The organism is Phyllobacterium sp. RCAM01083, from assembly GCF_055685835.1.
On record NZ_JBVFZN010000005.1, the window covers coordinates 3200200 to 3222345 of the forward strand.

The 22146-nt window shown below is 58.8% G+C and carries 23 protein-coding genes and 1 tRNA gene; 15 read left to right on the forward strand and 9 right to left on the reverse strand.

What is annotated here, in order from left to right; all coding sequences use genetic code 11:
- Positions 1–124 precede the first annotated feature (124 nt).
- The 3 genes from ACZ25R_RS22540 (at position 125) to ACZ25R_RS22550 (ending at position 1558) form a co-directional block, all read left to right on the forward strand.
- Positions 125–316: a CsbD family protein gene (locus ACZ25R_RS22540; RefSeq protein WP_223613774.1), complete on the forward strand. Its 192-nt coding sequence runs from the start codon at positions 125–127 to the stop codon at positions 314–316.
- A gap of 125 nt (positions 317–441) precedes the next feature.
- Positions 442–1248: a transglutaminase-like domain-containing protein gene (locus tag ACZ25R_RS22545; RefSeq protein WP_346306308.1), complete on the forward strand. Its 807-nt coding sequence runs from the start codon at positions 442–444 to the stop codon at positions 1246–1248.
- A gap of 67 nt (positions 1249–1315) precedes the next feature.
- Positions 1316–1558 carry a hypothetical protein gene (locus ACZ25R_RS22550; protein ID WP_472462284.1) on the forward strand — a complete coding sequence of 81 codons (243 nt, stop codon included), beginning with the start codon at positions 1316–1318 and terminating at the stop codon, positions 1556–1558.
- Between the two features lie 8 nt (positions 1559–1566).
- Here the strand turns inward: ACZ25R_RS22550 and ACZ25R_RS22555 are convergent, their stop codons facing one another.
- The 4 genes from ACZ25R_RS22555 to ACZ25R_RS22570 all read right to left on the reverse strand — a co-directional run bounded on the left by ACZ25R_RS22555 (position 1567) and on the right by ACZ25R_RS22570 (position 7591).
- Positions 1567–4818 (reverse strand): error-prone DNA polymerase, encoded by a 3252-nt coding sequence (locus ACZ25R_RS22555; RefSeq protein ID WP_472462285.1) that lies wholly within the window; start codon positions 4816–4818, stop codon positions 1567–1569.
- The gene (locus ACZ25R_RS22560; RefSeq protein ID WP_472462286.1) at positions 4818–6374 is read right to left on the reverse strand and encodes a Y-family DNA polymerase; all 1557 of its coding nucleotides are present in this window, start codon (positions 6372–6374) and stop codon (positions 4818–4820) included. Before ACZ25R_RS22560 ends, ACZ25R_RS22555 begins: the two co-directional genes overlap by 1 nt.
- Positions 6283–7068, reverse strand: coding sequence for an ImuA family protein (locus tag ACZ25R_RS22565; protein WP_472462287.1), 786 nt, complete (start codon positions 7066–7068; stop codon positions 6283–6285). The genes ACZ25R_RS22560 and ACZ25R_RS22565 overlap by 92 nt, the downstream gene beginning before the upstream one ends.
- 94 nt (positions 7069–7162) lie before the next feature.
- On the reverse strand, positions 7163–7591 hold the full coding sequence (locus ACZ25R_RS22570; protein WP_223613768.1) for an Lrp/AsnC family transcriptional regulator: 429 nt from the start codon (positions 7589–7591) through the stop codon (positions 7163–7165).
- Positions 7592–7713: 122 nt separating this feature from the next.
- Here ACZ25R_RS22570 and ACZ25R_RS22575 point away from each other — a divergent pair, with 122 nt between their 5' ends.
- The 4 genes from ACZ25R_RS22575 (at position 7714) to ACZ25R_RS22590 (ending at position 11701) form a co-directional block, all read left to right on the forward strand.
- The gene (locus tag ACZ25R_RS22575) at positions 7714–8817 is read left to right on the forward strand and encodes a saccharopine dehydrogenase family protein (protein WP_223613767.1); all 1104 of its coding nucleotides are present in this window, start codon (positions 7714–7716) and stop codon (positions 8815–8817) included.
- A 211-nt stretch (positions 8818–9028) separates the two neighbouring features.
- The gene (locus ACZ25R_RS22580) at positions 9029–10048 is read left to right on the forward strand and encodes an ABC transporter substrate-binding protein (RefSeq protein WP_223613766.1); all 1020 of its coding nucleotides are present in this window, start codon (positions 9029–9031) and stop codon (positions 10046–10048) included.
- A gap of 34 nt (positions 10049–10082) precedes the next feature.
- Positions 10083–10913, forward strand: coding sequence for an ABC transporter ATP-binding protein (locus ACZ25R_RS22585; RefSeq protein ID WP_472462541.1), 831 nt, complete (start codon positions 10083–10085; stop codon positions 10911–10913).
- Entirely contained in the window at positions 10910–11701 is a 792-nt protein-coding gene (locus ACZ25R_RS22590) for an ABC transporter permease (protein ID WP_472462288.1), read from the forward strand. The genes ACZ25R_RS22585 and ACZ25R_RS22590 overlap by 4 nt, the downstream gene beginning before the upstream one ends.
- A 35-nt stretch (positions 11702–11736) precedes the next feature.
- On the opposite strand, the gene ACZ25R_RS22595 is transcribed toward ACZ25R_RS22590, so the two are convergent.
- The 3 genes from ACZ25R_RS22595 to ACZ25R_RS22605 all read right to left on the reverse strand — a co-directional run bounded on the left by ACZ25R_RS22595 (position 11737) and on the right by ACZ25R_RS22605 (position 15759).
- Complete coding sequence (locus ACZ25R_RS22595; RefSeq protein WP_472462289.1) at positions 11737–13026, reverse strand: MFS transporter; 1290 nt, start codon at positions 13024–13026, stop codon at positions 11737–11739.
- An 88-nt stretch (positions 13027–13114) separates the two neighbouring features.
- The gene (locus ACZ25R_RS22600) at positions 13115–14365 is read right to left on the reverse strand and encodes an aminopeptidase (protein WP_472462290.1); all 1251 of its coding nucleotides are present in this window, start codon (positions 14363–14365) and stop codon (positions 13115–13117) included.
- A gap of 80 nt (positions 14366–14445) precedes the next feature.
- The gene (locus ACZ25R_RS22605) at positions 14446–15759 is read right to left on the reverse strand and encodes an MFS transporter (protein ID WP_223613761.1); all 1314 of its coding nucleotides are present in this window, start codon (positions 15757–15759) and stop codon (positions 14446–14448) included.
- 328 nt (positions 15760–16087) lie between these two features.
- On the opposite strand from ACZ25R_RS22605, the gene ACZ25R_RS22610 reads away from it, so the two are divergent.
- A complete protein-coding gene (locus ACZ25R_RS22610; protein ID WP_472462291.1) occupies positions 16088–16768 on the forward strand; it encodes a superoxide dismutase in 681 nt (226 codons plus the stop codon).
- Between the two features lie 34 nt (positions 16769–16802).
- Here the strand turns inward: ACZ25R_RS22610 and ACZ25R_RS22615 are convergent, their stop codons facing one another.
- Complete coding sequence (locus ACZ25R_RS22615; RefSeq protein ID WP_472462292.1) at positions 16803–17237, reverse strand: hypothetical protein; 435 nt, start codon at positions 17235–17237, stop codon at positions 16803–16805.
- Between the two features lie 276 nt (positions 17238–17513).
- On the opposite strand from ACZ25R_RS22615, the gene ACZ25R_RS22620 reads away from it, so the two are divergent.
- From ACZ25R_RS22620 to ACZ25R_RS22640, 5 genes are all read left to right on the forward strand, one after another.
- Complete coding sequence (locus ACZ25R_RS22620) at positions 17514–18500, forward strand: MlaD family protein (RefSeq protein ID WP_472462293.1); 987 nt, start codon at positions 17514–17516, stop codon at positions 18498–18500.
- 90 nt (positions 18501–18590) lie between these two features.
- Positions 18591–18962 carry a hypothetical protein gene (locus ACZ25R_RS22625; protein WP_472462294.1) on the forward strand — a complete coding sequence of 124 codons (372 nt, stop codon included), beginning with the start codon at positions 18591–18593 and terminating at the stop codon, positions 18960–18962.
- Between the two features lie 3 nt (positions 18963–18965).
- The gene (locus ACZ25R_RS22630; protein ID WP_346307708.1) at positions 18966–19118 is read left to right on the forward strand and encodes a hypothetical protein; all 153 of its coding nucleotides are present in this window, start codon (positions 18966–18968) and stop codon (positions 19116–19118) included.
- Positions 19119–19206: 88 nt separating this feature from the next.
- Positions 19207–19998: a head GIN domain-containing protein gene (locus ACZ25R_RS22635; RefSeq protein ID WP_472462295.1), complete on the forward strand. Its 792-nt coding sequence runs from the start codon at positions 19207–19209 to the stop codon at positions 19996–19998.
- A gap of 560 nt (positions 19999–20558) precedes the next feature.
- Positions 20559–20813: a helix-turn-helix domain-containing protein gene (locus tag ACZ25R_RS22640; RefSeq protein WP_472462296.1), complete on the forward strand. Its 255-nt coding sequence runs from the start codon at positions 20559–20561 to the stop codon at positions 20811–20813.
- Between the two features lie 28 nt (positions 20814–20841).
- Here ACZ25R_RS22640 and ACZ25R_RS22645 read toward each other — a convergent pair.
- Positions 20842–20931, reverse strand: a tRNA-Ser gene (locus ACZ25R_RS22645).
- 352 nt (positions 20932–21283) lie between these two features.
- Here ACZ25R_RS22645 and rplU point away from each other — a divergent pair.
- Both rplU and rpmA read left to right on the forward strand, forming a co-directional pair.
- Positions 21284–21763: a 50S ribosomal protein L21 gene (gene rplU, locus ACZ25R_RS22650; protein WP_223613754.1), complete on the forward strand. Its 480-nt coding sequence runs from the start codon at positions 21284–21286 to the stop codon at positions 21761–21763.
- A gap of 24 nt (positions 21764–21787) precedes the next feature.
- A complete protein-coding gene (rpmA, locus tag ACZ25R_RS22655; protein WP_223613753.1) occupies positions 21788–22060 on the forward strand; it encodes a 50S ribosomal protein L27 in 273 nt (90 codons plus the stop codon).
- The last annotated feature ends 86 nt before the right edge of the window (positions 22061–22146 follow it).

Genomic DNA, 22146 nt, shown 5'->3' on the forward strand with positions numbered 1-22146 from the left:
GTTTTTGCTTTGATCTGGAGAATTATCCTTTTAATTCAATATTTTAAGTATTCTCGATTTCACGGGAACCGGAAGCGTCACCGCCCGTTTACCTCTGGTGAGTGAACATTCAAGGAGTGTACCGATGGGTAGCACAGGTGACAAGATTTCCGGGCTTGCCAACAAAGCCGCTGGCAACATCAAACAGGCAGCGGGCAAGGTAACAGGCTCCAAGAAGCTGCAGGCCGAAGGCAAGGCTCAGGAACTGAAGGGCGATGCCCAAGAGATGAAGGGCAAGGCCAAGGATGCCGTGAAGAAGGTCGTTGACCGCGCTTGACTGTTCCAATGGCTGAAGTTTGAACCGGCTCGCAATCGAGCCGGTTGCTTTTTGCACAATAGTCTGTCGTGCTGATCTGCGATTTTCAAACAGCGATATTCAAATAGGTTGATGGGGATGTGTTCATGAGACTGAATGTCGGGTGTGAATTGCGTTTTGATTTTGTTCAGGAAACACCCTTGATTGCCATCTTGAACGTGCACCATTCGCGCGTCGAGGACATTGAAGGCGTCGAGACATTCCAGTCGACATTCGGTTCGAGCGTCGACGGTTACCACGACCAGTTCGGCAACTGGTGCAATCGCATCCTGGCTGCGCCCGGCCCGTTCATCTGCTCGACCAATGCGATTGTCCGCGATAGCGGTATGCCGGATCCAGTTGTGCTGGAGGCCGTTCAGCACCGCGTGCAGGACTTGCCTGCGGAGACACTGGTCTATCTCCTGGGCAGCCGCTATTGCGAGACGGATGTCTTGAGCGAAGAAGCATGGCGGCTGTTCGGCAATACGCCAGAGGGTTGGCAACGGGTGCAAGCCGTTTGCGACTACGTCCATAATCACATCACATTCGGCTATGCGTTTTCCAATCCGACACGGACCGCCGCATCGGGCTATGCGGAAGGCCGAGGCGTTTGCCGGGATTTTACCCATCTGGCCGTGGCTTTTTGCCGGTGTCTCAATATTCCGACACGCTACAGCACGGGCTATATCACCGATATCGGCGTACCGCCGCCCCATTCGGCGATGGATTTCTGCGCCTGGATGGAAGTCTATCTGGGTGGACAGTGGCATGCGTTCGATCCGCGCAACAACAAGCCCCGTATCGGACGGATCAAGGTGGCGCACGGAAGAGATGCGGCCGATGTTCCATTGACCAATATTTTTGGTCCCAATGTGCTGACAAAATTCACGGTTTGGGCTGAAGAGGCGGTGTGATATCCTGCTTTTTTCGCAACCTTCTCCGCTGCCAGCAGTTTTGACTGGTGATATACAGGAGGAAAGCATGAGCCAACGTGCGATCGATTTCGTCAATAGCTGGATAGAAGCCAATGTTCATGCCACGCGTCCGGCGGATATGGCGCATCATGATCCAAGGCCCAGACAACTGGTCGCCAAATGCACCGCCGCAGCGGAAGCCGCCGGTATTTCAAGGGAAGAGATTCTGGACGGATTGGGTGATCTGGAAATTTGCATGATCGCCGCCATTGACCGGGCTGCATTGGCCAAGGATATCAAGCGGGCCTAGGCTGCGACTCAATGAAAATCCCGGGATTTTGGCAGAATCCGGACCTTGCGCGGATGACGGGCTCTCGGTTGATCGGGAACCGGATGGACCACTTCATCGGCATGCGATACCGGCAAGGGCGGCAGTTGTTCCGAAAGCCGATACAGATCCGCCGTGCGGTCAATCAGTCTGCGGGCAACGATATGCGTGACATTATCGCTGCTCTGGACCGTTCCCTCGATCAGGATGAGGCGGGAACTCATCACTTCCTTGCGGTACGCCGCCATTGTCTTCGCCCAGACGATGATGTTGGCAATGCCGGTTTCATCCTCGATCGTCATGAAGACAACACCTTTGGCGCTGCCCGGCCTCTGGCGGACCGTGACCACGCCGGCAAGCTTGACGCGCCTGTTGCTGGCCAGAGCAGTGGCCCGTCTGCAGGTCACGACGCCTTCACGGCCAAGCATGTCCCGCAGAAACTGCATGGGGTGCCCCTTGAGCGATAGCCGGAAGGATTCATAGTCGGCAATGACATGCTCAGCCATCTGCATAGTCGGCAACCGTGTCTGCGCTTCGACTGCAAGTTCGTTGGTTTCGGCAATCTGGAAGAGTGGCAGGGTTGTATTGTCGGGAAATCTGCGCACGGCCCAGAGTGCTTCGCGCCGGTCAATGGCTAACGAGCGAAACGCATCCGCATCGGCGAGCAGGACAAAGGCGCGGCGCTCCAGTCGCGTCAGACGGCGAACCTCTTCAATGTCCGCATAGGGTTTTTTCCGCTTTGCGCAAATTTCATCGGCCCAGGCTTTCGAGAAACCGTCGACCTGCCGAAAGCCCATGCGCATGGCAGGATTTCCACGGCTTTTCTTTTCCAGCGTGTTGTCCCATTCGCTGAAATTGGCATCGACGGGACGCACTTCGACATCGTGTTCCCGGGCATCACGGATGATCTGGGCCGGGGCATAAAAACCCATGGGCTGCGAATTCAGGAGAGCGGCGGCAAACACTTCCGGATGGTGGTATTTGATCCAGGAGGAAATGTAGACAAGAATGGCAAAACTTGCCGCATGGCTTTCCGGAAAACCATATTCACCGAAACCCTTGATCTGGTTGAAGCAGTTTTCGGCAAAGCTGCGCTCATAGCCGCGGCGCACCATGCCCTCGACCATCTGCTCCTGCATCTTGTGAATGGTGCCGCGGTTGCGGAATGTTGCCATGGCGCTGCGGAGCTTGTTGGCCTCATCGGGGGTGAAACCCGCCGCTTCAATGGCAATGCGCATGGCCTGTTCCTGAAACAGGGGAACGCCGAGGGTTTTTTCAAGAACCTTTTTCAGTTCGTCCTTGTCGCCATGCTCGGGTGAAGGTGATGGAAAATGAACCTTTTCTATGCCTTTGCGGCGCCGCAGGTAGGGATGAACCATGTCGCCTTGAATCGGACCCGGGCGCACAATGGCGACCTCGATGACCAGATCATAAAATTTCCTCGGGCGCAGGCGCGGCAGCATGTTCATCTGAGCGCGGCTTTCCACCTGAAACACCCCAAGGGAGTCCGCCTTGCAGAGCATGTCGTAGACCTTCAGATCGCCTTGCGGGACAGTCGCAAGTTCTAAGCGCTCGCCCCCCTTATGCAGATGAATGAGATCGAAAGCCTTGCGGATACATGTCAGCATGCCGAGCGACAGCACATCGACCTTCATGATCCGCAGCGTATCGATATCGTCCTTGTCCCACTCGATGAAGGAACGCTTCTCCATGGCCGCAGGGCCGATGGGAACGGTTTCATCAAGCCGCTCCCGTGTCAGGACGAAGCCGCCGACGTGTTGCGAGAGATGGCGCGGAAAACCGAGCAGCTCCGTTGCCAGTTTGACGGCACGGCGGATCATGATGTTGTCGGGGTCAAGACCCGCCTGCCGCACATGCTGCCGGTCCACGGTGGAGCCCCAACTGCCCCAGACCGTATTGGCAAGCGCCGCCGTCACATCTTCGGTCAGCCCCAGGGCCTTGCCGACATCGCGGATGGCGCTGCGCGGGCGGTAGCTGATAACCGTCGCGACGATGGCTGCGCGGTCCCGGCCGTAGCGCTTGTAAACCCATTGCATGATTTCCTCGCGCCGTTCGTGTTCGAAGTCGACATCGATATCGGGTGGTTCCTTGCGCTCGGCCGAGAGAAAGCGTTCGAACAGCGCATTGCCGTTTGTCGGATCGACAGCGGTGATGTGCAGGCAATAGCAGACGGCTGAATTGGCGGACGAACCCCGGCCCTGGCACAGGATATTCTGCGACTGCGCATAGGTGACGATATCATGCACCGTCAGGAAATACGGCGCATATCCCAATGTTGCGATCAGCGTCAGTTCCTTGTTCAGGAGGTCGCGGACCATTTCAGGAATGCCGTCGGGATACCGTTTCGCCGCGCCCTTCCATGTCTCGTCAGCCAGATGCTGCTGCGGGGTTTTGCCCGGTGGCACGGGTTCATCGGGATAATGGTATTGCAGTTCACCAAGGGAGAAGGTGACCGGCGCGGTGAAACGGCGGATTTCCTCTAAGGCCAAGGGAAAATGCCGGAAGAGATGCTGCATTTCTTCCGCTGATTTCAGATGCCTTTCCGCGTTCTTCTCCAGCCTTCGCCCGGCCGTATCGATGGTGACATGGTCCCGGATGCAGGTCAGCACATCCTGCAGGGGGCGGCGGGAAGCTGTGTGGTAGAGCACATTGTTGACCGCCAGCAGCGGAACACCGGCAGCAGTGGCGATACGCTCCAGCTTTTCGCCATGACGCCGGTCAGCGCCTTCGTAAGACATGGCAAGACCAAGCCAGACACATCCCGGCGCAACGACGCTTAGTTTTTTCAGTACAGGTCCGAGATTTTCATCCGGCTGTCCTGATGGCATGACCACCGTCTGGAAATCCTTGGCGCGGAAAAGGAAATCCTCCAGCACCAGATGGCACTCGCCCTTGATCTCAGCCCGCTTTTTCCCCTCGCTCAAAAGGCGGCACAGCTGCCCATAAGCCGGGCGGTCGCGCGGATAGACGACCAGATCGGGCGTGCCATCGATGAACGTCAGCCGGCAGCCGATAAAGAGGTTGAGCTTTATTCCCTGCTCCTCCGTCAGTTCCTGATGCGCCTTGTAGGCCCGGACAACCCCGGCAAGCGTGTTGCGGTCGGCGATGCCAATGCCTTCAAGGCCGAGCAATGCTGCTGTCTGCACCAATTCCTCCGGCTGCGAGGCGCCTTCGAGAAAGGAGAAATTGCTGGTGACGGCAAGTTCCGTGTAGCCGGGCATCAGGCAAAAAGCCCATGCAGATACCAGCGCGGGGTGGTCTGCCCGCGCTCATACAGGCCTTCGCGGAAGACCCAGAAACGATGCCCCTGATTGTCTTCGAGGCGATAATAATCCCGTGTCAGCGCGCCGGCATGTTCCCGCCACCATTCCGGCGCGATGCGCTCCGGCCCTTCGGCCAGGACGATATTGTGCCGGACCCGCCGCCAGACGAATTGTGCCGGGGCGCCGTCGGGAATTCCTGCCGTGGTTTCAATCTGTTCCGGCGGCTGGAACAGCCGGACCGGGCGCTCGGGCGGCTCGCCCGGGTGCTGAACGGGCGCCCATTCGACCTGCAGATTTGCGGTGGTCTGAACAGCCGGTTCCAGTGAAACGGCGCGCTCGGGAATATGTGTATCGACGGGGTGCGGACGCAGAACCCGGCTGGTGCCGAGACGAATGGACAGGCGGTCGATCAGCCCGCCGATCTCTTCGGTTTCCTGAACAGTGCTGTCGAGGCTTTTCTGCATGGTTTGGGTTCGCTCGGCCCGCACCGCCGCAAGACGGATGATGTCAAAGCCGTAACCGGCATCGAGCGGTTCTGCGAGGGTGGTGAGCCGCTCCTTCAGCAGCCTGAACAGGGTTTTGGTATCGGTCAGCGGCCGGCCGGCCTGAATGCCGATCCGCCTGACCTCACCATCGACGCGGAAAAACGAAGCCTCGACTTCCCGCGCGCCCTCGACACGCTGCTGCAACTGCCGGAAAAGTTCATCGCCCAGCGCATGCAGCACCAGCTCAACACTGTCCATGACAATCAAGGGTTCGGCCATGCGCCGCTCGACCATGCAGGCGGGAACAATACGCCGGGGGGAGATCGGGTGGTGCGCATATCCGAAAAGAGCGTCGAGGCGATCGACCAGCCCGGCGCCGAAACGCGCGGCAAGGGCAGCGCGGGGAAGCACTTCGACATCGCCGACCGTGCGCAGTCCGGCCCTCTTCAGACCGGCCAGATGAACATCCTCGATCTCGAGGCAAACGAGGCGCAACCGCCGCAATTTTTCCTTGAGCGCGGAATCCCCGATCACATCTCCCGGTGAATGACGGGCAAATGCGTGGGCTGCCGCTGCATTGCCTGTAATGGCCGAGCGGACCACCACGCCATGCTGGCTCAGGCGCTGGTGGATATCCCGGCGCAAATGATGCTCGTCACCGAAGAGATGCGCGCAGCCGGTGATATCGAGCATAAGCCCATCGGGGCCGTCGAGTGCGACGAGTGGCGTGTAGCGGTCGCACCAGTCAGCGAGTTTCTCCAAGAGGGCGGCGTCCTTGCGCGGTGAAGCGAAGGCAATATCGAGATTTTCAAACTGCGCCCGGGCGTCGGTCAAAGCCATGGTCTTGAACAGGCCTGCCTTGGCGGCGCGTTCGTCAAGGGCTGTCAGGCGCAAGGCGTTGGCGACTTTGTCGACGACAATCAGGAACTGTCCGGACTCAGCCCGTTGCGGATTTTCGCGTTTGAGGCGGTCGGTGGGCAGGTGTGGAAACCACAGCGCCAGAAACCGGTTCGATCTGTCTGAAAACATGATTGTCACTCTCCCATTGCAGGATCCAATGGCCTGTCATGCCCTGCCTGTTGCGTATAAGGGTGGCGTCAAACACCGGGTGACCCGGCGCATTGGCGCCGCTCGACCGCGACGCGTTCGAGCGGATCATCCAGCGGGTCACGGCGGAATTGTCGATTGGAACGGCACCGAGCCGCAGCAGGAAGGCGGGCACGCCCGTCTGCTGGGCGGTCAGCAGCAATTTGCGCGTGGCTGTCAGGTCGAGGCATTTCGGATTGCTCCACGGCGCTATGATGACCGCGCCCGTTCCGCGGATGCCAAGGCTGTCCGATGCGGCTTTCAGCACATCCTGCGGCGACGAACAGCGCACGATGACGAGCCGCTGGGGATCAAGCCCGAGATGTTTCAACCCCGGCGCATAGGGAAAACCGTGTTCCTGCGCGGCAAAATCCTCTTCCAGCCAGATAAGAGGGCTCCGGGCGCTGGATGAGCGCAGGGCAAGGGCGATGACGAAGCCCGTTGCTGCGCCCGCATCGTGCGTTTCCGCCGAAAAGACCTCATGCAGCGCGCCGCGTTGCAATCCCTTGCCAAGCACCCTGTCGATGCTTCTGTCGCCAAAACCAAAGGCACTGCGCGGCGCCTGCGCTTCCAGCGCATTCCGCTCGCTTAAAGACGCGATGTCGCGCCGCAACGCCGTAAGGTCGACGGTTGTCACCACGGTTTCCCCTGAATGTTCATGATATGTTCTATTATGGAATCCATTCGACCAAAGAGTCAAGCGGAGTCCATGGAGGAACGGATTATATGACTCAGCGGTCGATACGCGTGGAAAGGATGATGGACGAAATGGTGCGTTCCACGCCTTCCAATGCGCCGATCCGATCCAGCAATGTATCGAGTTCGCTGATGGAGGGCGCTTCCAGGATGACGATCATATCGTACTGTCCGCTGACCGAATGCAGGGTCCGCACCCAGGCAATCTCACGCAATGCCGCTTCAACCCGCTTGGCAAATTTCGGCAGGGCCGTGACCAGCACATGTGCCTTGACCAGATCCCGCTCATATTCGGGGGAAAGCAGCACGCTGTAGCCGCGAATCATGCCGCGCTTTTCCAGCCGTTCGATGCGGCTTTGTACGGTGGTGCGCGACACGCCGAGCTTGCGGGCAAGGTCGGCGGTCGAGGCGCGGGCGTTCTCGCGCAGCAGGGAAAGCAGGGCGTGGTCGGCATCTGTCAGCATAATGTCAAACTCATACGGCGTATTGCCAAAAAATAGGGTGTTATATCGTCAGTTTACACACTTCATTTCGACGAACAAGGGTGAGAGAATAATGAAAGTTCTGAAATCCTGAGGGGAATCACATGAAAGAGATCGTCATCGTCGGTGCAGGCAAAATCGGCGGAACAATCGCCAACCTGCTCGCAAACACCGGAGACTACCGTGTAACGGTCGTCGACCGGGCCCAGGCACAGCTTGATGCCCTGGACGTTTCCCCGCTTGTCGTTACCCGTTGCATCGAGATTGCTGAAGAGGGCGCGCTTGAAAAGGTTCTCGCCGGCAAATTCGCCGTGCTCAGCGCCGCTCCCTTCCACCTGACCACGCGGATTGCGCAAGCCGCTGCGTCGTCGGACGTGCATTATCTCGACCTGACCGAGGATGTTGCCAGCACCCGCATCGTCAAGCAGCTTTCGGCGACGGCAAAGACAGCCTTCATTCCCCAGTGCGGTCTGGCCCCGGGCTTCATCTCGATTGTCGCCAATGATCTGGCCAAGCGCTTCGATACGCTGGAAAGCGTGCGCATGCGCGTCGGTGCACTGCCGCAGTACCCGTCGAATGCGCTCAACTACAACCTGACCTGGAGCACGGACGGCGTCATCAACGAATATTGCGAGCCATGCGAAGCCATCGTCGACGGTGAGCTGACCGAAGTGCCGCCGCTGGAAGAGCGCGAGGAATTCTCGCTCGACGGCGTAACCTACGAGGCTTTCAACACGTCGGGCGGTCTTGGCACCCTGTGCGAAACGCTGCTCGGCAAGGTCCGTACGCTGAACTACCGCACGATCCGTTATCCCGGCCATGCCGCCATCATGAAGGCCCTGCTCAACGATCTTGGCCTGCGGGACCGCCGCGACGTGTTCAAGGACATCCTGGAAAACGCCCTGCCTTCGACCATGCAGGACGTCGTGGTGATTTTCGTCACGGTCAGCGGCCGCAAGAAGGGCCGTCTCTTGCAGGAAACCTATGCCAACAAGGTCTATAGCGGCCATATCGGCAACGTGCTCTACAGCGGTATCCAGATCACCACGGCATCGGCCATCTGCGCCGTTCTCGACATGCTGGCCAATGGCGACCTGCCGCAGCAGGGCTTCCTCAAGCAGGAGGATATCGCGCTTGATGCCTTCCTCGCCAACCGTTTCGGCAAGGCCTATGCCCAGACCGAAACGGCAGGGCGCCTCGTCGCCTGATCGTTCCGCTTGTCGGCTAACCTTTGAAACAACGCGCCGGATCCCGTATCCGGCGCGTTTTTTGTTGCGGTGTTTCGTCCATTTCCTTGCCTTGCGCTTCCGGAATCCGGGTGGTAGCGTTTTGAAAACATGTGAAAACAGTAAACATCACGCGGCTCACCAGGGCGTTTCTATGTCTTGCTGAACGGGAGGTGATGCCGGGAGGAAGACAATGGAACGGCGTGAATTTCTTGTGGGCGCAGCGGCCCTGTCCATGCTGGCTGCATCGAACACGGGACTGATGGCACAGACAGGCGGGGCGCTGGAAAAAACCAGCCTGACGCTGGGTGTCGGCGGAAAGCCGCTCCTCTATTATCTCCCGCTGACCATTGCCGAGCGCCGCGGCTTTTTCAAGGATGCCGGTCTTGATGTGACGATCAACGATTTCGGCGGCGGGGCAAAATCCCTGCAGGCGCTGGTGGGCGGCTCCGTCGATGTGGTGACCGGTGCTTACGAGCACACGATCCGCATGCAGGCGAAGGGACAGGATGTTCGTGCACTGTGCGAGCTCGGGCGTTTCCCGGCCATCGTGATTGCCGTGCGCAAGGAACTGGCCGACAAGGTCAAATCTCCCGCCGACTTTGCCGGCCTGAAGCTTGGTGTCACCGCCCCCGGTTCGTCGACGGCCCTGACCATCCAGTATGCCATGGTAAAGGCGGGCTTGAAGGCCAACGATGCGCCGCTGATCGGCATTGGTGGTGGTGCCAGCGCTGTCGCTGCGATCAAGCAGGGCCAGGTGGATGTGATTGCGCATCTGGATCCCGTAATTGCCAAGCTTGAAGCGGACGGCGATATCAAAATTCTCATCGATACGCGTACCGAAGAAGGCACGCGCGCCCTGTTCGGCGGCTCCAATCCGGCGGCGGTTCTCTATGTGAAAAAGGACTTCGCCGATGCGAACCCCAACACCTCGAAGGCGCTGGTGGGTGTTTTCGTCAAGACGCTGAAATGGCTGCATAGCGCTACGCCGGAAGAGATCGCCGACAGCGTTCCCGCCGAATACCAGCTGGGTGACAAGCCGCTTTACCTCAAAGCCATTGCCAATTCGCTGCCGACCTACTCGCTGGACGGGGTTCTCCCCATGGAGGGCATGCAGTCGGTTCTCAATACGCTGAAAATCCTCGACCCCGAATTCGCCAATGCGACGATTGACCTTGCCGCGACCTATGATGACCGTTTCATCAAGGGGTGAGGCATAAGGGCCAATGATCATTGCACGGAAGACCATGCGGGACCTGAACGAGGCCCAGGATGTCAATGCCGTTGAGCTCAACGGCATCCATATTGCGTTTCCCTTGCAGGGGGGCGGCACCTACGAGGCTGTCGGTGAAACGAACCTCGTGGTCAGCGACCGGGAGTTTGTGGCGATTGTCGGTCCCACCGGCTGCGGAAAATCGACACTGCTCAATGCCACGGCGGGCCTTCTCAAGCCGGCGCAGGGGCAGGTCCGCACCTTTGCCAAGCCGCTGTCGGGCTTGAACAAACATGCAGGCTATCTTTTCCAGCAGGATTCACTGATGCCCTGGAAGACCGCGATCGACAACGTGGCCATTGGGCTGGAGGTGGCGGGCACGCCGCGCCGCGACGCCCTGGAGCAGGCACGGGTCTGGCTCGGCAAGGTTGGTCTGGGATCTTTCGCCGACCGCTATCCGCACATGCTGTCGGGCGGTCAGCGCAAGCGCGTGGGGCTGGCGCAGGTGCTGATCCGTCATCCCAAGATATTGCTCATGGATGAGCCGTTCGGACCGCTCGATGCCCAGACACGGCTGATCATGGGTGACCTCCTGCTTGATCTGTGGTCGGCGGACCGCAAGGCGGTGATGTTCGTTACCCACGACCTTGATGAGGCGATCGGTCTTGCCGATCGGGTGATCATCATGTCGGCGGGACCCTCATCCCGTATCATCGGCAATTACACGATCCCGCTGGCGCGGCCGCGCAACATGGCCGACATCAAGTCCGAGCCGCAATTCCACGAGGTGCATCGGGAAATCTGGAATGCCTTGAAAGAGGAAGTTCTGAAGGGGTATCGGCAGACGGAAGAGGTCCGGCCATGAACAGGCTTACACTGATCAGCCTGCAGGTGCTTGTGGCGGTTGTCACCTTGGTGTTCTGGCACATCGCCTCGACGACAACCCTTATCGGCAACCCGAAAACCATCAGCTTTTTCTTTGCCGAACCGCTCGCGGTCGGCAAGCGCATGATCCAGTGGTTCATGGAAGGATCGATCTGGTACCACCTCGGCATCACGCTGACCGAGGCGGCGCTTGCCTTCATCATCGGTTCGCTCGGCGGGGTCATCATCGGGTTCTGGTTTGCCCGCAAGCCCTTGCTCGCTGCGGTGTTCGATCCCTATGTCAAGGCGGCCAATGCCCTGCCGCGCGTCGTGCTCGCGCCGATCTTTGCGTTGTGGCTGGGGCTCGGCATCTGGTCCAAGGTGGCGCTGGGCGTGACGCTGGTGTTCTTTATCGTCTTCTTCAATGTCTATCAGGGCGTCAAGGAAGTCAGCCCCGCGGTTCTTTCCAACGCCCGCATGCTTGGAATGAACGAGCGCCAACTGCTGCGGCATGTCTACATGCCGTCGGCCCTCTCATGGATGTTCTCGTCGTTGCACACATCCGTGGGTTTTGCCGTGGTCGGTGCGGTGGTGGGCGAATATCTGGGGTCCGCTGCCGGGCTCGGCTACCTCATTCACGAGGCCGAAAGCGTGTTCGATGTCACCGGCGTTTTCGCGGGGATGTTCGTGCTGATGGGCTTTGTCATACTGGTGGACTGGCTGGTGACGCTGGTCGAAAACAGGCTGCTCGTCTGGCGGCCCAGGACCTCGGTCATTAACAGCAGATAGGCGACCGCCACCGGCACTCCGGTGACGGTCTTTGCTCAGATGGCCGTCAGATCCGCTCCGCGCGTTTCCTTCGACAGGAGCACGCAGACAATGCCCGGTATGACCATGACCGCCGCGTAGATGATGACCGCATGCGGCGTGCCGGTTGCGTTGAGGAGCAGCGTTGCAATCAGCGGTGCAACAGAGCCGCCGACCACCGAAGCGACCTGATAGCTGATCGACATGGCGGAATAGCGCACATGGGTCGGAAACAGCTCCGTGAAGAACGGGGCCATGCTGCCGACGATAATGCCGTGGAATGTCAGGGTGAGCAGGGTTGCCTGCAGGACCAGACGCGGATCGGCCCCGTGCGGCAGGCTGAAGAGATAGGCACCCGCAGCAAGGCCGCCAACCAGTCCCAGCAGCATCAATGGCTTGCGGCCAAAACGATCCGAGGTATAGGCTGCGGCCATGATGACGATGACTTCAAGGATCGAGCCCCAGAACAGGGCGCCCACGCCGACGGACCGCGCCAATCCAAGGAACTGGACGGTGAGAACGAGAAAGAAGGTCGTGAACAGATAGAACAGGGTGTTTTCGGCTGTTTTGACCAGAAACACCTGGCCCATGGGCTTGCTGAAATGCTTGAAGGCTTCCGACAAGGGGGCGGCCGGTACGGATTTGCGCTTTTCGACCAGCTCGATGAAGGCAGGGGATTCCTCCACCTTGCGGCGCATCCAGAAACCAAGGACAACCAGAACGATCGAGAACAGGAACGGCAGGCGCCATGCCCAGTCGACAAAGGCCTGCTCGCCGAAGCGCAGGGTCAGGAAGCTGATCGTGGCTGCGGCCAGCACGTTTGCGGCGGGGCCGCCGATCATCGGGAAACTGGTCCAGAAGCCGCGCTGCTTGCCCGGCATGGATTCGGCGACGATGAGCAGCGCTCCGGTGGCTTCACCGCCCACGGCAATCCCCTGGAAAATGCGCAGCAGCACCAGCAGGGCGGGTGCCAGAACGCCAACCGAGGCATAGGTCGGCAACAGACCCATGGCAAAGGTTGAACCGCCCATCATGGCAAGGCTGACCACAAGTGCATTCTTGCGGCCGATGCGGTCGCCCAGCACGCCGAAAATGATGCCGCCGAGCGGGCGGGCAACAAAACCAATGGCAAAGGTGCTCAGGCCGAGCAGAATGCCGATTGCCGGGTCGGCGGTCGGAAAAAACGCCTTGTCGAAAACCAGCACCGCGCAGGTGGCGAAGACAAAGAAGTCATACCATTCGATGATGGTGCCCACCGCGCTGGCAAAAAGCAGCCGCGCGCGTTTTCCGAATCCGTCCTGAGCCATGAATTTTCCTCCCAATGGCATGGTTGACCCCGGGAGGCGTTCTACTGGCTCATTTTGTAACCATCAACGCATGCGTTTCAGGTGTTTTTCAGGCCCATTCTCCCCGGCGCATGACGGGGACTGTGCTGCCGTCCGCATTGACGCCATCCACATCGATCTCGCCCGATCCGATCATCCAGTCGATGTGAATGAGGCTCTTGTTGCCGCCGCGTGCTGCAACCTCTTCGGGTGAAAGCGTGTCGCCGTTGACGAAGCACTTGGAATAGCACTGGCCGAGCGCGATATGGCTCGCGGCATTTTCATCAAACAGGGTGTTGAAGAACAGAAGGCCGGAAGCAGAGATCGGCGAGGAATGCGGCACCAGCGCCACTTCGCCCAGACGCCGCGCCCCGTCATCGGTGTTCAGCACCTTGTTGAACACCTCTTCGCCGCGCGAAGCCTTGGCCTCGACGATCCTGCCGCCTTCAAAACGCACCGAGATATCCTCGATCAGCGTGCCCTGATGGGACAGAGGCTTTGTACTGGAGACATGTCCATCCACACGCAGGGCATGCGGCGTGGTAAAAACCTCTTCCGTCGGGATGTTCGGGTTGCAGGTGATGCCATTCTTGGCGGTCGAGGCGCCGCCCTGCCACCGGTGCTCGTCGGCAAGACCGACAACCAGATCGGTGCCCGGGCCCTTGAAGTGCAGGGAGGCGAAGTTGAGGCCATTCAGCCATTCGCGGCGTTTGGCAAGCACGGCATTGTGCTCCCGCCATGCGGTGACGGGATCATCAATGTCAACGCGCGACGCGGCAAAGATGGCGTCGGCCAATTTGGCAACCGCTGCGTCCTCGGAAAGATCCGGGAAAACCTGCTTTGCCCAGGATGGATTCGGATACGAAACGATGTTCCAATTGACGTCGAAACCGGCAATTTTCTCCAGCGCCGGCTGATAGGCCTTGGAGGTTGCCCGGTTGGCGCGGGCGACCTTTTCCGGGTCTTCCGCCGAAAGCAGCATTGGATTGTCACCGGCTACGGCAAGCCGCGCTGTGTTCGCTGAAAAGGCCTTGGCCATTCCTTCGAAGAGCCATGTGGCGGCGTGGTCGAAACTCTCCGCGGGCGCGTGGCGATAGCGCATCAGCGTCGCTTCTTCGTCCGCATAGAAGGAGGTGACTAGACCGGCGCCCGCCTTGTAGGCGTGCTCGGTGATGCGGCGCACCAGCGGCAGCGCGGCCAGCGGCGCGGTGATCAAGAGGTCCTGCCCCGCTTGCAGTTGCAGGCCGATTTTGACGGCAACTTCGGCCAGACGGTCGAGCTTTGCGGAATCGATGGAGGTGGTCTTTGCGGATGTGGTCATGGCGGTTCCAGAGTGACGGCGGAATGGAAAACGGGAGATAAGGCGGGGTCGCGGGATAGTCTGCTTCCCCGCCTGTCTGATCAATCCTCGTGGATCAGGCTGTGGTCGCGGCTGTCGCGCATCTTGATATAGACAATCAGGGACAGGCCGATCATGATGGTGACATACCAGAAGAACCAGGTTTCGTGACCCTTCTCCTTGAATTTCAACGCCACCCATTCAGCTGTGCCGCCGAAGAGCGTGTTGGCAAGCGCATAGGGCAGCGCAACGCCAAGCGCCCGGATATGCGCGGGGAAAAGCTCAGCCTTCACCACGGCGTTGATGGATGTATAGCCCGTCACGATCAACAGACCGACCAGCGACAGGGCAAAAGCGGTATAGGGGTTGGTTGTGACCGCCAAAGTCGAAAAGATCGGATAGGTGAAGAGAACGCCGAGAATGCCGAAGCCGACCATCAGCGGCTTGCGGCCGATCTTGTCAGAAAGAGCCCCGGCAATCGGCTGGCACAGCATGAAGATCAGCAGGGCAAGCGCGGTGATCTCGGTGGAGGATTCCTTGCTGAACCCTGACGTGTTGACGAGGAATTTCTGCAGGTACGTGGTGTAGGCATAGAAGGCGAGCGTACCGCCCGATGTCAGCGCCAGAACGGTGAAGGCTTCTTTCGGATAGTGCCGGAACAGGGCAAAGCCGCTGGATTTCGGCTTGTCATCGTTCTTGGCATTGTGAAAGGACTGGGTTTCGGCAAGGCCGCGGCGAATGTAGAAAACCGCGATGGCCAGGAAGCCGCCAATGGCGAAAGGAATGCGCCAGCCCCACGCTCCAAGCTGTTCCGGTGTCAGGATACGCTGCAGGATAAGCAGGACCACAAGGGCAACGAGCTGTCCGGAAATCAGCGTCACGTACTGGAAGCTTGAATAGAAACCGCGGCGGTTCTTGCCGGCCATTTCGCTGAGATAGGTTGCGCTGGCGCCATATTCGCCGCCGACGCTCAGGCCCTGCAGCAGGCGTGCCAGGACCAGAAGGGTCGGAGCCAGAAGACCGATCGATTCGTAACCCGGCGTGATGGCAATCAGCAGCGAGCCCAGGCACATCAGCGTCACGGACAGGGTGAGGCCAGCCTTGCGGCCCTTGCGGTCGGCATAGATGCCCATGACCCAGGCACCGATCGGACGCATCAGGAAGCCGACGGCGAAGACCGCTGCGGCGCTCAGAAGCTCGGCGGTCTGGTTGCCGGAAGGGAAAAAGACGGGGGCGAAATAAAGCGTGAAAGCGGCATAGACATACCAATCATACCATTCGACAAGATTACCCGCGGAACCGCCGATGATGGATTTCAGTCGGGTTTTAACGTCGGGTGCAACGGCAATGGGTGCGGTTTCGGCAATATCGCTCATGAAAATTCCTACCTTTGATTGTGGCTGACCGTCTGCGCGGCGCTGATTTCCAGCATGGCGTTTCTTCGGTGTGAAACAGGGACTCCCTGCCTCCAAGTCTTAGGGCAGCCCCCGCCAGAATTCAAATCCTTATCTGCCCGGCCGATTTTGACGCGATCCGCTGACGTGCAACTGCACCAAAGCGTGATCGCAAAGATCAGAAAATTGCCATGATCCGGGAACTCCCTCTGGCCGGTGCCGTTTTTCGCATTGGGAAGGACGCGAGACAAGACACGTTGCACTCGAACACCCCTGTCATTTTGCCGGCAACAATCCTCAGGAGAAGAAGATGGATCTCAACAGACGCGATATGCTCGTCCTCTCGGGCGCCGTGGCAGCCACAACGCTCTTTGCTCCAAACATCCAGGCGCATGCGGCCGCCCCTTTCAAGCAGCCGGAACTGCCCTATGCTGAAGACGCCCTGGCGCCCGTCATCTCCGCGCGCACGGTCGGCCTGCATTATGGCAAGCACCATGCGGGCTATTTCAAGAAGCTGAACACCCTGGTGGAAAAGACGCCCTATGCCGATCTTTCGCTCGAAGAGGTGGTAGTGCGGGCGAAGAAGGAAGGCAATGCGCCAGTCTTCAACAATGCGGCGCAGGCCTGGAACCATAACCTGTACTGGCAGCAATTCCAGGGCGGGTCCGCGCCCGCCAGGGGTGCCTTTGCAACGGCGGCAGAAAGCGGCTTCGGCGGGCTTGATGGCCTGAAGAAGAAGATCGTTGCCGAATCAGACAATGTCTTCGGGACAGGCTGGGTCTGGCTGGTCAGGGATGGCGACAAGCTTGCCGTGGCGGGCATGAAAGACGCTGGCGATCCGTTGGCTGAAGGCGGGAAGGCCGTGCTTGGCATCGACGTCTGGGAGCACGCCTATTATCTCGACTATGAAAACCGCCGTGCCGAGCATGTGGCAGCGGTTCTCGACAAGCTGGTTAACTGGCAGTTCGTTTCCGACCGGTTTGACGCCTGATCCGGTTCTTTGCCGCGATAGCTCGGAAAATAGCCTAGCCGAAATTCGGGACGCGGATGTAGTGTTCGAGCGGGCTGATCTGTCCCTGCGGTTCATCATCCTGCTCGTCATCGGCCGCTTCCTGCGCCAGCGCCGCATCCTTCTCCAGGCGCGCCTCGCGGATTTCCTTTTCCGAACTTTCGCCCATGCACAGGGCGCCAAGCAGGATCATGCGCGCCTTGCCGGCAAGGCCGGAATGGTCTTCGTCCAGGGCGATATCGAGAATGACCCGGCTGAAATCGGTTGGCTCCGGCGCAGCTCCAGCGGCGCGGCGGCGCCGATTCTCGGCATTGATCAGGCTGTAGAGCTTTTCGCGCAGGTCCGCGCCGACGTTCTCGTATTGAGCTGCCAGGCCCGGTGCAGTCGCGGCGAGCTTCTGCTTTTGCCGCTCCCGGTGCCGTTTCTGTCTCTCTGCGTTGGATAGTGCCATGGGTATGTCTGTGCCGTAACGAACGCGAATCACTTGCATGAACTTGATAGGGGTGCGTGCCCTAACGGGCAACATTATGGTCACGTAACACACAGACTGTGGATAACAATCGTTACGATTGCATGCGTTACGTAACGTGAGCCGTTATGGCATTGGGCCTCGCCGTAACGCCTGTGACGGAACCATAAGAACGTGGTGGCGTTCTTTGACGCGCAGGGTTAGGGATATTGCACGATAAGGTTGCAAATCTGTCGGCCTGAATGAATGGAATTGTAAATGGAAACCAAGGCCAATTATCTTGTGGTCAGTATTTTCACCCTGCTGGTGAGCGCGCTGGCCCTTGGTTTCGTCTACTGGATCGAGCGTTTGGGCGATACGCGGCCCACGGCAATGCTTGAGATCCGCATTCCGGGCTCTGTTACGGGACTGGCCGTGAAAAGCCAGGTTCTGTTCAACGGTCTGAAGGTCGGCGACGTGACCCGGCTTTTCGTCGATGCCAGCAATCCCGATGTGGTGATCGCCCAGACGCAGATCGATGCAACCACGCCAATCACGCGGTCGACCCAGGCGCAGCTGGCTTTCGTCCTGTTGACCGGGCAAGCCTATATCGAGCTGAAGGGCGGCAAGAGCTATGAGCCGAAGCTCCTTGAAGAAGCGGAAAAGGAAGATACGGTCGCGCGTATCGATATCGACCCGTCATCCCTGAAAACCCTTGTCCAGACGGTGCAGGATGTGCTGCAGCGCGTGGATCGTGCCATGGATGCCACCGAAAACTATCTGGACGAGATGAAAGGGCCGGCGCTCGATCGGGCGCACGAAGCCAAGGCGTTTACCCAGCAGCTTGCCGACAGCACGGATATGATCAACCGTTACGGACAGCGGGCGCAGGATGTGCAGGCAGTGATACAGGATGCGCGTGAAACCATGTCGCGGATCAACCAGGCGTCTGTCAAAGTCGACGATGCGCTGACGAAACTGGACAAGGAACTCTCCGAAGACAAGGGCAGCACGGTCGCCAATATCCGCGAACAGCTGCAATCCTATCGCGATACGGCTGACAGCCTGCAGGCCCGGCTGGCGCCAATCCTGAAAACACTGGGAACCCATACCGGTGAAAAACTGCGCAACGCGCAAAAGTTCATTTCCGACAGCCGGCGCTCGGTCGAGTCTATCGAACGGGCGATTTCGAACTTTGACAGCAATCCGCGGGACGTTCTGTTCGGTGGAGACAGCAAGGTTCCGGAGTATAACGGGCGGCGCTGAATCCGGGATCGCCGCCGCATAGGCGTTCAAGGTAGTGCTCGACACACCGGCATTCGATGGATAGCGTTGCAACCCTGTATGGGGGATATGATGCGGTTCAATGTGATCGGAACGGGACTTTTGATTGCGGCACTTGCGGGCTGCACGACGCCATCCGGCGGCAGGAGCGGCGAAGCCGCGCTTGTGGCGGATGTCAAACAACTGGTGACCACATCCTATCAATGCCAGAATGCGCTTGGCCGCGAGCCGCACTACTCCGCCATTGAAAGCAGCGAGACGATCCTCAAGGCGCTTGGCCGCTCACCTGAGGAGGCTGACCGGACCGTTCGCGGCTGGCTGAAAGGCCTGATCGCGTCACCGAGGCAGCCAACGGATATGGACCGCAAGTCGTGCAAGGATACGCTGCTGAAACTGGCGGAGAAAGTCAGGGTCGAATTCGAGGCGCGCAAAACCAGGGGATGATGCATGGCTGAGCCGGAACCCCCGCAATCTGCCTCCCTGTCACCGGTATTGTTTGTTCTGGTGCTTGTGTTTGCTGCCGGTGTGAGTTCGGTTTTGTTCTATCCGGCGATGTCTCTGCTGGGCGGCATTGTCGGGCTGTTCCGGGCGACGGGTTAGCCCCCACATTTCAAACGGTCTTGACGCGTTGCGGACATGTTGCCGTAATCCGTGCGATGTATATTGCCGCGCCTATGGAGGCTTCGTAATGGCTCGCATGTCTGGCATGTTTCTGATTGTTTTGTTTTTCATTGCTCTGGTTTCCTTCGAGATTCTCAAGAAAGAGCAGATCGCCGGTTCGGGACATGTCATTGCCAAGACGATCGATATCGAGACATTCGATGGGATTACGCTGGAAGGTATCGGCAATATCCAGATGAAGCAGGGCGACGGCGAGAGTCTCGTCGTCACCACGGACGACAATATCCTCCCGCTGCTGGATATCGGTGTTCGCGGCGGCGATCTCGTGCTTGGCACCCGGGGCAGGATCGAAATCGTGCCGTCGAAAACGGTAGCATATGATATTACGGTCAAGGACCTCAGCCGGGTCACATTGTCCGGTTCCGGCAGCATCCGCGCCGGCGCGTTCAAAGGCAGCACGGTGAAGATCGATTTGTCCGGCTCCGGCGATATCCAATTCGACGCGCTGAGCGCTGAGCAGATTCTGCCCCGGGTGACCGGCTCGGGCAGCGTAAAGCTGGACAATGTAGCGGCCGGCGATGTCGCTGCCGCGATCACCGGATCGGGGCAGATCAGCCTTGGCGGCAAGGCGCAGACGCAGGAACTCGATCTGGACGGCTCGGGCGCCTATAACAATGGCGACCTGGCCACCGATGCCACGAAGGTGGATATTTCGGGAAGCGGCAGCGCCTTGGTCCAGGCAAAGAACACGCTGGATATTTCGGTGAACGGCAGCGGCAGGGTGGAATATTATGGCCAGCCGGCGGTCGAACAGCGCGGCCATGGTTCGATGCGCGTCACGCCGCTCGGGGAGAGGTAGCTGTTTTCCCCTTTATGCAAGGGAGACTAGAATATTTGGAGCGACACACTGCGATCGCAGGTATCAAATGGTGCCTTCTATTCTGGATATGGGGCTAACATAAGTATTCAAGACTGTTTGGATTGCAGAAATCCATAGAACTAGAGCGCCTTCAGAGTGGTTCAAGCTACGCTATGCCCAAGCCGCTTTCAAAACTCGCTGGTTTGATGTTGAATTGCTAATCGAATGCGCTTCCACTTTTTTTGTGTGAACGAGTCACAGCGCCGCCATGCTTCGGCTTCCCTGTTGAATGCTATTTCCCCAGCTCGTTGGCCGTGTCGCGCAATCTGCTCAGCAGCGAGTGCTCTGATTTCTGCTTTGGGGATCAGTCGAGGTCTGATCTCGCCTTCCCATGTCTCCCAAATGAACGCGCCCCATATCGGTGATGTGGCCAGCAATATGGCTAGCCATTTGAGTGAAAATACAAAAAACAAAGCTGCCCCCAGATGAGACGAATTATCTGAATTTAAGATAACTGATTTTCAGATTTACTGGAAGTCCCGTTAAAGACGGGAACACTGATGGGAAAAACGCTTGGAACAGAAAAACACAAGGCGCTGATCGCTTTGCTGATCGCCAAGCGGGAAGCGGCTGGCTTCACGCAGACGCAGCTTGCCGATGCGCTGGGCGAATATCAGTCCTTTGTCGCCCGGCTCGAAAGCGGTCAGCGCCGCGTGGATGTGGTCGAACTGATCGAGCTTGCGGGCATTCTCGGATTTGATGCGGCGCAGATGGTGAAGGCGGTTGAACTGTCCGGCGAAGCGGACCGGGCTTAAGTCTGGAGACGCATCTTCAGGAAAGTAATGGCGGAGAGGGAGGGATTTGAACCCCCGATGGAGTTGCCCCCATGCCGCATTTCGAGTGCGGTGCTTTCAACCACTCAGCCACCTCTCCGCGTAAAAGCGCCTGTCGTGGACAGACGCCTGATAAAGCCGGGATGTTCTCCCTGCCGGTGCCGCGATGTCCCGAAGGACTTGGCTTGAGCGTGCGACGCGCTAGATAGCGGGCAAAGCGCAAGGATACAAGAGCAATTTTGCGTTAAATTTCTTGACTCTCGCATAATCCTCACCTTATAAGCGCCCGACGACTGGCGTGGGGGATTCTCCGCGCCGTTTGTTTTTGAGTCCGGATGCCCGGATCCCTAGGGATTGCAGGCATCTTTCGATTAATATGTCACGACTGACAAAAAGACGGTTAGCGCCCTTCAAATGGCAAAAAACCGAACCGAACGCCGAAAGGGCATAAAATGTTCGCAGTCATCAAGACCGGTGGTAAGCAGTATCGCGTTGCCGCCAATGACCTTCTGAAGGTCGAGAAAGTTGCCGGCAATGCCGGTGATATCGTTGAATTTGCCGAAGTTCTGATGGTTGGCGTCGGTGCAGACGCTACGATCGGTGCTCCGACCGTTGGCGGCGCGCTGGTCACAGCCGAAGTCGTCGAGCAGGGCCGGGCACGCAAGGTCATCGCTTTCAAGAAGCGTCGCCGCCAGAACTCCAAGCGTACACGCGGTCATCGTCAGGAACTGACGACGATCCGGATCGCCGAGATCCTGACGGGTGGTGCCAAGCCTTCGAAGACTGCCGCTGACAAGCCGGTCAACAAGAAGCCTGCTCCGAAGGTGGAAGCTGCCGCTGCGGAAGCAACCGAGACGAAAGCCGCCCCGAAAGCCAAAGCTGCGCCGAAGAAGGCTGCTGCCAAGGCCGAAAAGCCCGCTTCGGGCGAGTAAGAACAGGTTTAAAGGAGCAATCCCATGGCACACAAAAAAGCTGGTGGTTCGTCGCGCAACGGTCGTGATTCCGAATCAAAGCGTCTTGGCGTGAAGAAGTTTGGCGGCGAGCGCGTGCTTGCCGGCAACATCCTCGTTCGTCAACGCGGCACCAAATGGCATGCGGGCGTCAATGTTGGCATTGGCAAGGATCATACACTCTTCGCACTTGAAGCCGGTGTTGTATCTTTCCGTACCAAAGCCAACGGCCGTAGTTTCGTGTCGATCGTGAACCCGATCGCCGAAGCAGCAGAATAGCTGGTCCTGCTTGAAGCACCGGCGTCCCCATCGGACCCGGTGACTGGCATCCAAGCCAAGAGATCAAAGGGGAGATGGGGTTTCAC

Bases quoted from the DNA above. Each gene is read 5' to 3' on its own strand.
- ACZ25R_RS22540 (WP_223613774.1), top strand. From the start codon at position 125: ATGGGTAGCACAGGTGACAAGATTTCCGGGCTTGCCAACAAAGCCGCT.
- ACZ25R_RS22545 (WP_346306308.1), top strand. From the start codon at position 442: ATGAGACTGAATGTCGGGTGTGAATTGCGTTTTGATTTTGTTCAGGAA.
- ACZ25R_RS22550 (WP_472462284.1), top strand. From the start codon at position 1,316: ATGAGCCAACGTGCGATCGATTTCGTCAATAGCTGGATAGAAGCCAAT.
- ACZ25R_RS22555 (WP_472462285.1), bottom strand. From the start codon at position 4,818: ATGCCCGGCTACACGGAACTTGCCGTCACCAGCAATTTCTCCTTTCTC.
- ACZ25R_RS22560 (WP_472462286.1), bottom strand. From the start codon at position 6,374: ATGTTTTCAGACAGATCGAACCGGTTTCTGGCGCTGTGGTTTCCACAC.
- ACZ25R_RS22570 (WP_223613768.1), bottom strand. From the start codon at position 7,591: ATGCTGACAGATGCCGACCACGCCCTGCTTTCCCTGCTGCGCGAGAAC.
- ACZ25R_RS22575 (WP_223613767.1), top strand. From the start codon at position 7,714: ATGAAAGAGATCGTCATCGTCGGTGCAGGCAAAATCGGCGGAACAATC.
- ACZ25R_RS22580 (WP_223613766.1), top strand. From the start codon at position 9,029: ATGGAACGGCGTGAATTTCTTGTGGGCGCAGCGGCCCTGTCCATGCTG.
- ACZ25R_RS22585 (WP_472462541.1), top strand. From the start codon at position 10,083: ATGCGGGACCTGAACGAGGCCCAGGATGTCAATGCCGTTGAGCTCAAC.
- ACZ25R_RS22590 (WP_472462288.1), top strand. From the start codon at position 10,910: ATGAACAGGCTTACACTGATCAGCCTGCAGGTGCTTGTGGCGGTTGTC.
- ACZ25R_RS22595 (WP_472462289.1), bottom strand. From the start codon at position 13,026: ATGGCTCAGGACGGATTCGGAAAACGCGCGCGGCTGCTTTTTGCCAGC.
- ACZ25R_RS22600 (WP_472462290.1), bottom strand. From the start codon at position 14,365: ATGACCACATCCGCAAAGACCACCTCCATCGATTCCGCAAAGCTCGAC.
- ACZ25R_RS22605 (WP_223613761.1), bottom strand. From the start codon at position 15,759: ATGAGCGATATTGCCGAAACCGCACCCATTGCCGTTGCACCCGACGTT.
- ACZ25R_RS22610 (WP_472462291.1), top strand. From the start codon at position 16,088: ATGGATCTCAACAGACGCGATATGCTCGTCCTCTCGGGCGCCGTGGCA.
- ACZ25R_RS22615 (WP_472462292.1), bottom strand. From the start codon at position 17,237: ATGGCACTATCCAACGCAGAGAGACAGAAACGGCACCGGGAGCGGCAA.
- ACZ25R_RS22620 (WP_472462293.1), top strand. From the start codon at position 17,514: ATGGAAACCAAGGCCAATTATCTTGTGGTCAGTATTTTCACCCTGCTG.
- ACZ25R_RS22625 (WP_472462294.1), top strand. From the start codon at position 18,591: ATGCGGTTCAATGTGATCGGAACGGGACTTTTGATTGCGGCACTTGCG.
- ACZ25R_RS22630 (WP_346307708.1), top strand. From the start codon at position 18,966: ATGGCTGAGCCGGAACCCCCGCAATCTGCCTCCCTGTCACCGGTATTG.
- ACZ25R_RS22635 (WP_472462295.1), top strand. From the start codon at position 19,207: ATGGCTCGCATGTCTGGCATGTTTCTGATTGTTTTGTTTTTCATTGCT.
- ACZ25R_RS22640 (WP_472462296.1), top strand. From the start codon at position 20,559: ATGGGAAAAACGCTTGGAACAGAAAAACACAAGGCGCTGATCGCTTTG.
- rplU (WP_223613754.1), top strand. From the start codon at position 21,284: ATGTTCGCAGTCATCAAGACCGGTGGTAAGCAGTATCGCGTTGCCGCC.
- rpmA (WP_223613753.1), top strand. From the start codon at position 21,788: ATGGCACACAAAAAAGCTGGTGGTTCGTCGCGCAACGGTCGTGATTCC.